General features: G+C 68.0%; 9 protein-coding genes. 1 reads left to right on the plus strand and 8 read right to left on the minus strand.

Translation table 11 applies throughout. The annotated features are described in order from the left end of the window. Nucleotides 1–60 precede the first annotated feature (60 nt). The 6 genes from TW83_RS10715 to TW83_RS10740 form a co-directional block, all read right to left on the minus strand. The gene (locus tag TW83_RS10715) at nucleotides 61–987 is read right to left on the minus strand and encodes an FAD-binding protein (RefSeq protein WP_045982759.1); all 927 of its coding nucleotides are present in this window, start codon (nucleotides 985–987) and stop codon (nucleotides 61–63) included. After that, nucleotides 987–1,745 carry an electron transfer flavoprotein subunit beta/FixA family protein gene (locus TW83_RS10720; protein ID WP_045982760.1) on the minus strand — a complete coding sequence of 253 codons (759 nt, stop codon included), beginning with the start codon at nucleotides 1,743–1,745 and terminating at the stop codon, nucleotides 987–989. Before TW83_RS10720 ends, TW83_RS10715 begins: the two co-directional genes overlap by 1 nt. A 111-nt stretch (nucleotides 1,746–1,856) precedes the next feature. Beyond that, the gene (locus TW83_RS10725; protein ID WP_045982761.1) at nucleotides 1,857–2,429 is read right to left on the minus strand and encodes a cob(I)yrinic acid a,c-diamide adenosyltransferase; all 573 of its coding nucleotides are present in this window, start codon (nucleotides 2,427–2,429) and stop codon (nucleotides 1,857–1,859) included. Further along, nucleotides 2,429–2,629, minus strand: coding sequence for a twin transmembrane helix small protein (locus TW83_RS10730; RefSeq protein ID WP_045982762.1), 201 nt, complete (start codon nucleotides 2,627–2,629; stop codon nucleotides 2,429–2,431). The genes TW83_RS10725 and TW83_RS10730 overlap by 1 nt, the downstream gene beginning before the upstream one ends. Nucleotides 2,630–2,656: 27 nt before the next feature. Then, nucleotides 2,657–3,475, minus strand: coding sequence for an SDR family NAD(P)-dependent oxidoreductase (locus tag TW83_RS10735; RefSeq protein ID WP_045982763.1), 819 nt, complete (start codon nucleotides 3,473–3,475; stop codon nucleotides 2,657–2,659). After that, nucleotides 3,472–3,987 (minus strand): SH3 domain-containing protein, encoded by a 516-nt coding sequence (locus TW83_RS10740; protein WP_045982764.1) that lies wholly within the window; start codon nucleotides 3,985–3,987, stop codon nucleotides 3,472–3,474. The genes TW83_RS10735 and TW83_RS10740 overlap by 4 nt, the downstream gene beginning before the upstream one ends. Nucleotides 3,988–4,112: 125 nt before the next feature. Here TW83_RS10740 and parC point away from each other — a divergent pair, with 125 nt between their 5' ends. Next, a complete protein-coding gene (gene parC / locus TW83_RS10745; RefSeq protein ID WP_045982776.1) occupies nucleotides 4,113–6,356 on the plus strand; it encodes a DNA topoisomerase IV subunit A in 2,244 nt (747 codons plus the stop codon). A gap of 70 nt (nucleotides 6,357–6,426) precedes the next feature. Here parC and TW83_RS10750 read toward each other — a convergent pair whose 3' ends face one another. Together TW83_RS10750 and TW83_RS10755 are read right to left on the minus strand one after the other, a co-directional pair. After that, nucleotides 6,427–7,335 (minus strand): SDR family oxidoreductase, encoded by a 909-nt coding sequence (locus TW83_RS10750; protein ID WP_045982765.1) that lies wholly within the window; start codon nucleotides 7,333–7,335, stop codon nucleotides 6,427–6,429. 138 nt (nucleotides 7,336–7,473) lie between these two features. Continuing rightward, nucleotides 7,474–8,292, minus strand: coding sequence for a DUF533 domain-containing protein (locus TW83_RS10755; protein WP_045982766.1), 819 nt, complete (start codon nucleotides 8,290–8,292; stop codon nucleotides 7,474–7,476). Nucleotides 8,293–8,542 lie beyond the last annotated feature (250 nt).

Consider the following 8,542-nt stretch of genomic DNA (forward strand, 5'->3'; position numbering starts at 1 on the left):
CTGCAATGCAAAACCGCCCCCCGTCGCCGGGGGGCGGTCCGTGGCAATCCTTGTGCGGGATTACAGCTTTTCGGTCAGTTCCGGGACGATGGTGAACAGATCGCCCACCAGGCCGTAATCGGCGACCTGGAAGATGGGCGCTTCCTCGTCCTTGTTGATGGCCACGATGACCTTGCTGTCCTTCATGCCGGCCAGGTGCTGGATCGCACCGGAAATGCCGACCGCGACGTAGAGCGCGGGCGCCACGACCTTGCCGGTCTGGCCCACCTGCCAGTCGTTCGGGGCATAGCCCGAATCGACCGCCGCGCGCGATGCGCCGACGGCGGCGCCCAGCTTGTCGGCCAGCTGTTCGATCATCACGAACTGCTCCTTGGAGCCCAGGGCGCGCCCGCCCGACACGACACGTCCGGCCGAGGTCAGTTCGGGGCGGTCGTTCTGGGCGACTTCGTCGTTCAGCCATTTCGACAGGGCCGGATCGTCCGCCAGCGCGGCGTCGGACACCGGCGCCGCGGGACCTTCGCCGGCCGCGTCAAAGCTGGCCACGCGGATGGTCATGACCTTCTTGCTGTCGGCCGAGGTGATCGTCTGGATGGCGTTGCCGGCATAGACCGGACGCTCGAACGTGTCGGCGTCGATCACGGCGGAGACGTCGGACATCACCATCACGTCCAGCAGGGCCGCGACACGCGGCATGACGTTCTTGGCATCCGTGGTGGCGGGGGCCGCGATGTGGCTGTAATCGCCCGCCAGCGCCACGATCAGCGCGGCGGTCGGTTCGGCCAGCCGGTGGCCGTAACGCGCATCCTCGGCGACCAGCACCTTGGAGACGCCGGCGATGGTCGCGGCCTGATCGGCCGCCGCGCGCGCCTGCGCGCCTGCGCACAGCACGGTCACGTCGCCCAGGGCGGTGACGGCATGGACGGCCTTGGCGGTCGCATCGCGGTTCAGTTCGCCGCCGGTGACTTCGGCCAGAAGAAGAACAGCCATCACACGATCCCCGCTTCTTTGAGTTTCGACACAAGCTCGTCGACCGAGCCGACCTTGATCCCGGCCTTGCGGCCCTCGGGTTCGCGGGTCTTGACCACGGTCAGGCGCGGGGTGACGTCGACGCCGTAATCGGCGGCGGTCTTCTCCTCCAGCGGCTTCTTCTTGGCCTTCATGATGTTGGGCAGCGACGCATAGCGCGGCTCGTTCAGGCGCAGGTCGGCGGTCACGATGGCGGGCAGCTTGACCTCGATGGTCTGCAGGCCGCCGTCGACCTCGCGGGTGACATGGGCCGCGTCGCCCGCGGTCTCCAGCTTGCTGGCAAAGGTCGCCTGGCTCCAGCCCAGCAGGGCCGACAGCATCTGGCCGGTCGCGTTCATGTCGTTGTCGATCGCCTGCTTGCCGGCGATGACCAGCTGCGGCTGTTCGGCATCGACGATCGCCTTGAGGATCTTGGCGACGGCCAGCGGTTCGATGTCCTGATGCACGTCATCGGCGGCGACGACCAGGATGGCGCGGTCCGCCCCCATGGCCAGCGCGGTGCGCAGGGTTTCGGCGGCCTGCTTGACGCCGATGCTGACGGCCACGATCTCGGTGGCCGCGCCCTTTTCCTTCAGGCGGATGGCTTCTTCGACGGCGATCTCGTCGAAGGGGTTCATCGACATCTTCACGTTTGCCAGATCGACACCCGATCCGTCCGCCTTCACGCGGGCCTTCACGTTATAGTCGATCACGCGCTTGACTGGCACGAGGACTTTCATCGGCCTCTCTCCCTTTGTTTGCGTCATCTGTCGCAGGATTGTTAGACAGGGAAATCCGGCAAGGACAGGGCAAAAGCGTCACAGGACGCAGCGTTTGCGGCGACGCCCCCGTCAGCGGCTGGCGCCCGGCACCCACAGGATATCATCAGTGCCGTCGTTGTTGGCCACGCGGCCCGCGACGAACAGCCAGTCCGACAGCCGGTTCAGATAGCGGATGGCGCTGGCGTTCACGTCGCCCCCCGCCAGCAGTTCGGTGGCGCGGCGTTCCGCCCGGCGCGCGACCGTCCGCGACAGGTGCAGATGCGCGGCCAGCGCGCTGCCACCGGGCAGGATGAAGCTGCGCAGCGGCGCGATGTTGGTGTTCATCGCGTCGATCTCGGCCTCGAGGCGGTCGATCTGGGCGTCGATGATGCGCAGGACCGGATAGCCCGCCTGATCGTCCGCGGCCATGTTCGGGCGCGACAGGTCGGCGCCCAGGTCGAACAGGTCGTTCTGGATCACGGCGATGCGTTCGGCCAGATCGCCCGTCGCATGCTGGCGGCACAGGCCCAGGGTCGCGTTCAGTTCGTCGACGGTGCCGTACGCTTCGACGCGGGGGTCGTGCTTGGCCACGCGGCTGCCGTCGGACAGGGCGGTGTCGCCCTTGTCGCCGGTGCGGGTATAGATCTTGTTCAGAACGACCATCAAATAGACCTCAGCCACAGAAACAGCATCAGGATGACCAGCGCGGCGGCCTGGGCATACAGCCGCCAGCGCATCATGCGGTTGCCATGCTTGCGGTTGAAATCGCCGCCTTTGGCAAAGCCGCCGATCCCCGTCAGCAGGATCGCGATGACGACCCCGACGGACAGGATCGTGACAAGGAACAGGGATTGATCGGGCATGGGGGACACCGCCTTTCGGCCGCCAACCTAGTTGCGCCGCGCAAACCAGTCCAGAGCGCGGGTCGGCAGAACCCGACGCGCGACCCCGGAAATGCGCGTCGGCGCCGTGACATAGTAGCGCGGGGCGGGATTCGCCGCCGTCAGTGCGGTCAGGATGCGGGCGCTGACCGCGCGCGGCGGCAGCTCGAACCGGTCCTTGCCCGAGGGCTCATAGAGCCGCTTGAGCAGGCTGGCGCGGTACTGGTCGGCGCGCGGGCTGGCCTGCCAGTTCACCCACCGCTCGAAATGCGGGATGGCGTTTTCGCGGATGCGGCTGGTGATGGGCCCCGGCTCGATCAGGGTGACGTGGATGCCGGTGCCGTGCATCTCGAGGCGCAGCACGTCGGTCAGCCCCTCCAGCGCGAATTTCGTGGCCACATAGGGGCCGCGCCACGGGATGCCGACCAGCCCCAGGACCGAACTGATGGTGACGATCCGCCCCGCACCGCGGTCGCGGAAATGCGGGATAAACCGGGTGGTCAGGTCATGCGTGCCAAGCAAATTGACCTCGAAGATGGCGCGCAGGGCGCCGCGGGGCATGTCCTCGACCGCGCCGGGCAGGGCGAACGCCGCGTTGTTGACCAGCGCGTCGATCGGACCGCCGGCCAGCGCGGCCTCGGCGCAGGCGGCGACGCTGTCCTCGGACGCAAGGTCCAGGGGCAGGCACTCCATCCCTTCGGCCTGCCGGGCGGCGATGTCCGTCGGGGTGCGGCAGGTGGCCACGACCTGCCAGCCCTGCGCCTGCAGGTGGCGCGCGGCGTCCAGGCCGATGCCCGACGAACAGCCGGTGATCAGCACGCGCCTCATGGGGCGTCGGACGTCAGGAACTGGGCCGAGACGAATCCCTGCTGACCTTCGGCCGTCTGCACCTGCACCCACTCGCCGCGCGTCGGTCCCAAGGCCTGCACCGCCGATCCGCCGGTCAGGCTGGCCACGACCGGATTGTCGGTGCCCGCGCCTGCGCGCATGTTCACCCGGTCGGCCGTGACATACAGCACCGGCCCGTCGGCAGGCACCACCTGCGCGGCCTCCGGTGTGGCCCCCGCATATTCGGGCGACGGCTCCAACGGCGGACCCGGAAAACGCTGCGTGCGTTCCGGGGTCTGGCTGGCGGCGGGGACGATGTCGACCGGCGGGGTCGCGGGCAGGGTGCCGGCCGCAGGGGCGGTCAGCGACGGCGCGCCCGCATCGGTCGCGGCGCTGGCCCGCGTTGCCGGTTCCGGCTTGCGTTCGGTCCGCAGGTCGCCTTGGCCGAACCGGTCCAGCGTCATGAACACGCCCAGCAGCGTCACCAGCATCAGCAGTCCCAGCCTGATCATCGCGCCCGTCCCCCGTTGCGGCCATCGGATTAACCGATTTGATCGTCCAACGCCACGCGGACGGCAGCGTTCCCGGCCAGCTTTTCGATCTGGACCGGGCGGGCCATGGGGCCTATCCAAGGCGCATGGCCGACGATCTGATCCCCCAGCCCGAACAGGGCACCTCTTCCGAACCCCTCAGCCGTGCGATCGGCGAGCGGTACCTGACCTATGCGCTGTCCACGATCATGCACCGCGCGCTGCCCGATGCCCGCGACGGGCTGAAGCCGGTGCACCGTCGCATCCTCTATGCGATGCGCGAACTGCGCCTGGCGCCCAACGGGGCGTTCCGAAAGTCGGCCAAGATCACCGGCGACGTGATGGGCAACTATCACCCGCATGGCGACGCCGCGATCTATGACGCGATGGCCCGCCTGGCCCAGGATTTCGCCATGCGCTATCCGCTGGTGGACGGGCAGGGGAACTTTGGCAACATCGACGGCGACAACCCTGCCGCTGCGCGATACACCGAGGCCCGCCTAGCCGCGACGTCCGAGGCGCTGATGGATGGCCTGGCCGAGGATTCGGTCGATTTCCGCCCCAACTATGACGGCACGCTGAGCGAGCCGGTCGTGCTGCCCTCGGCCTTTCCGAACCTGCTGGCCAACGGTGCGTCGGGGATCGCGGTCGGCATGGCAACCAACATCCCCCCCCACAACCTGCACGAGGTCGTGGACGCCTGCCTGCATCTGATCAAGACGCCCGACGCGCGCGACGACACGCTGGCGACCCTGATCAAGGGGCCCGATTTCCCGACCGGCGGCGTGCTGGTCGAATCGGCGGACAGCATCGCCGAGACCTATCGCACCGGGCGCGGCGCGTTCCGCCTGCGCGCGCGCTGGACGCAGGAGGATCTGGGCCGCGGGCTGTGGCAGATCGTCGTCACCGAGATTCCCTATCAGGTGCAGAAATCCAAGCTGATCGAACGGCTGGCCGAACTGATCCAGACGCGCAAGATTCCGATCTTTGCCGATGTGCGCGACGAATCCGCCGAGGACGTGCGCATCGTCATCGAACCGCGTGCCCGCACCGTCGACCCCGAACAGCTGATGGGCGCGCTGTTCCGCGCCAGCGACCTGGAGATCCGGTTCAACCTGAACATGAACGTGCTGATCGACGGCCGCGTGCCCAAGGTCTGCTCGCTCAAGGAGGTCCTGCGCGCGTTCCTGGACCACCGCCGCGACGTGCTGGTGCGCCGCGCGGCCTATCGTCTGGACAAGATCGCGTCTCGCCTTGAGGTGCTGGAAGGCTATCTGGTCGCCTATCTGAACCTGGACCGCGTGATCGAGATCATTCGGACCGAGGACGAGCCCAAGGCCGTGATGATGTCAGAGTTCGGCCTGAACGACGTGCAGGTCGAGGCGATCCTGAACATGCGCCTGCGCGCCTTGCGCAAGCTTGAGGAGATCGAGCTGCGCGCCGAACGCGACGCCCTGTTGACCGAACGCGAGGGGCTTCAGGCGATGCTGGACAGCGAGGCCGCGCAATGGGCGCGCATCGCGGACCAGCTGAAGGAGGTGCGCAACCTGTTCGGCAAGTCGCACCCCGAGGGTCAGCGCCGCACCACGATCAGCGAGGCCACCGAGATGCCCGTGATCGACCTGGAGGCCATGATCGAGCGTGAGCCGGTGACCGTGGTCCTGTCGAAGATGGGCTGGATCCGCACCCTGAAGGGCCACCAGCCGCTGGACGCTGAACTGAAGTTCAAGGACGGCGACGGCCCCGGTCAGGCGCTGCATGCCGAGACGACCGACAAGCTGATGATATTCGCGTCGAACGGGCGGTTCTACACCCTTCCGGTCAACACGCTGCCCGGCGGGCGCGGGATGGGAGAACCCTTGCGCCTGATGGTCGATCTGCCCAACGAGGCGCAGGTCATCGCCATGTTCCCGTGGCGCGAGGGGGCGAAGTATCTGGTCGCATCACGAGCGGGCGACGGGTTCATCGTGGGCGCGGGGGACATCCTGGCTCAGACCAAGACCGGCAAGCAGGTCCTGAACGGCGACGCGCTGCTGTGTCGTCCGGTATCGGGCGACCACGTCGCCGTGGTGGGCGAAAACCGCAAGATGCTGGTCTTTCCCTTGGCCGAACTGCCCGAAATGGCGCGCGGCAAGGGCGTGCGGCTGCAGCGCTTTGGCAAGGGCGGCGGGCTGGTCAAGGCGGATGAGCTGGTCGATGCGATCTGCCTGACGCTGGCGCAGGGCCTGTCCTGGCCCATGACCGGCGGCAAGACCCGGACCGAACCGGACCTGACCGAATGGCTGGGCAAGCGGGGCAGTGCCGGCCGAATGGCGCCGCGCGGTTTCCCGCGCGACAACCGCTTTGCCTGAAGCGGCACCCCTCGCGACGCCGAGACGTGCCGCGAGGGTCCAAGGCGGTTGAGCTGCCCGGAAGGGTCGCTCAGAGCCCGCCGCCGCCGACGGACCCGAAATATTCGCCGGTGATATAGCTGGCCTCGTCCGAGGCCAGCAGCACATAGATCGGCGCGATCTCGACCGGCTGCCCGGGGCGACCCAAGGGTTGGCTTGCGCCATGTTCCTTTGCCTTGTCGGTCGGCTGGCCGCCGCTGATCTGCAGCGCGGTCCAGTAGGGGCCGGGACAGACCGCATTCACGCGGATGCCGCGCGCGGCCAGCTGTTTCGCCAGCGACTGCGCGAATGCCACGTTCGCGGCCTTGGACTGCGCATAGTCGAACAGATGCGCCGACCCCGAGAACGCCTGCACCGAAGAGGTGATGATGATCGATGCGCCCGCATCCATGTGGGGCAGCGCGGCCCGCGTCACCCAGAAGGGCGCATAGATGTTGGTCTTCATCGTGGCGTCGAAATCCTCGGTCGTCAGGTCCTCCAGCTTTTCGCAGAACTGCTGGCGACCGGCATTGTTGACCAGGATGTCCAGCCCGCCCAGCTGGGACACGGCGCTCTCGACCATCTCCTTGCAGAAGCCCTCGTCGCGCAGGTCGCCCGGAACGGCGACGGCCACGCGGCCCTCCGCCTCGATCAGCGAGACGACCGCGTCGGCATCGGCCTGTTCGTCGGGCAGATAGCAGATGGCGACGTCCGCACCCTCGCGGGCAAAGGCGATGGCTGCTGCGGCGCCGATGCCGCTGTCGCCGCCGGTGATCAGGGCGCGCTTGCCCGACAGGCGGCCTGCGCCGCGGTAGCTGGTCTCGCCATGGTCGGGCAGGGGGTCCATCTTCTGGGCAAGGCCGGGAAAGGGCTGTTCCTGCGCAGGGAAATCGGGGACGGGAAGGCGGGGCTCGGCGATGGCGCCACTGCGGAAAGGGGGACGGGCGGGGGTGTCGGACATCTGTGGCCTCATGCGTTTGCGGTTCGCAGGCCAACCGCACAGCACGGCGAATGTTCCGGTCCGTCCGGGGCAAGAAAGATCAACCGCGCATGAAAAAGCCGCCGCCCCGATGGGACGGCGGCGATGGTCGGCGCGGTGTCAGGCGCCGTTGTAAAGCGGCATCACGCCCGCCTCGGCATGGACGGCGTTGACGGTGGCGCGGTCCAGCTTCATCGCGGTTGCCAAGTCATTCAGATAGCGGGCCTCGGCCTCGCTGTCGAAGTCGATCGCCAGCAGCGACATCAGATAGACCTGACGCTCCATCCCTTCGGGGACCTCGCGGGCAAGGCCCGCCGCGTCGACGGGCGCGGCCATCTGGTCGCGGATGAACTGGCGTTCGTCATCGTCCAGATCGTCGCCCAGATGACCCAGCAGGCGCTGGCGTTCGGTATCGTCGACATGGCCGTCGGACTTGGCCGCCTGGATCATCGCGCGCAGCATCAGCCCGGCGATGGCATTCTGTTCCGGCGTGGGCGCGACCTGCGGTTCGCCGTCATGGGCCAGCGCATCGTCGAACAGCGCACCAAAGGTGGCGTTGTTCTTTTCCTGCGATCCCTTGGTGGCCAGATGGCCCGCCGCACCGCCCGCGGCCGCGCCGCCCAGAAGGCCGCCCAGCATCCCGCCCAGGCTGCCGCCACCCATGCTGCCGCCGCCGCGCTGGCCGCCCAGCTTGTCCAGCAGGCCGCCAAGCGAACCGCTGCCCGTCCCGGTGCCGCCGCCAAGGGCACGGCCCAGCATCTGGTTCAGGCTGCCGCCCGACGTACCGCCGGTGTTGTTGCCCAGCAGGTTGTCCAGCAGGCCGCCGCTGGCCTTGCGCTGGCCGGGACGCCCGCCATGCTGGTTGTTCATCATCGTGCCGATCCCCTTGGCCAGCATCACGCCGGCGGCGACCTTGGTCAGGCTTCTCATCAGGCTCATGCGAATCCCCCTTGTGGATGGGCGCGGACCTGATGGCCCGGCGCCTTGCGCTGCCAAACGATATGGGTCGCCCGGCGGTTCCTGCAAAGAGGCGGGCAGGCGCCCCGACCCCGACATGATTAGCCACGGCACGCAAGCCCGCCCTTGATTTCCCCGCGCGCGCCTTATACATCGCGGCGCACGTCAATCCGGGGCCCTTTCAGCCATGCCCCGCGGATCCAGGAGGCCCACATGGCAAAGGCAAAGTTTG

It is taken from the genome of Paracoccus sp. S4493 (genome assembly GCF_000967735.1).
Taxonomy (GTDB): Bacteria; Pseudomonadota; Alphaproteobacteria; order Rhodobacterales; family Rhodobacteraceae; genus Paracoccus; species Paracoccus marcusii.

Bases quoted from the DNA above. Each gene is read 5' to 3' on its own strand.
- TW83_RS10715 (WP_045982759.1), bottom strand. From the start codon at position 987: ATGGCTGTTCTTCTTCTGGCCGAAGTCACCGGCGGCGAACTGAACCGC.
- TW83_RS10720 (WP_045982760.1), bottom strand. From the start codon at position 1,745: ATGAAAGTCCTCGTGCCAGTCAAGCGCGTGATCGACTATAACGTGAAG.
- TW83_RS10725 (WP_045982761.1), bottom strand. From the start codon at position 2,429: ATGGTCGTTCTGAACAAGATCTATACCCGCACCGGCGACAAGGGCGAC.
- TW83_RS10730 (WP_045982762.1), bottom strand. From the start codon at position 2,629: ATGCCCGATCAATCCCTGTTCCTTGTCACGATCCTGTCCGTCGGGGTC.
- TW83_RS10735 (WP_045982763.1), bottom strand. From the start codon at position 3,475: ATGAGGCGCGTGCTGATCACCGGCTGTTCGTCGGGCATCGGCCTGGAC.
- TW83_RS10740 (WP_045982764.1), bottom strand. From the start codon at position 3,987: ATGATCAGGCTGGGACTGCTGATGCTGGTGACGCTGCTGGGCGTGTTC.
- parC (WP_045982776.1), top strand. From the start codon at position 4,113: ATGGCCGACGATCTGATCCCCCAGCCCGAACAGGGCACCTCTTCCGAA.
- TW83_RS10750 (WP_045982765.1), bottom strand. From the start codon at position 7,335: ATGTCCGACACCCCCGCCCGTCCCCCTTTCCGCAGTGGCGCCATCGCC.
- TW83_RS10755 (WP_045982766.1), bottom strand. From the start codon at position 8,292: ATGAGCCTGATGAGAAGCCTGACCAAGGTCGCCGCCGGCGTGATGCTG.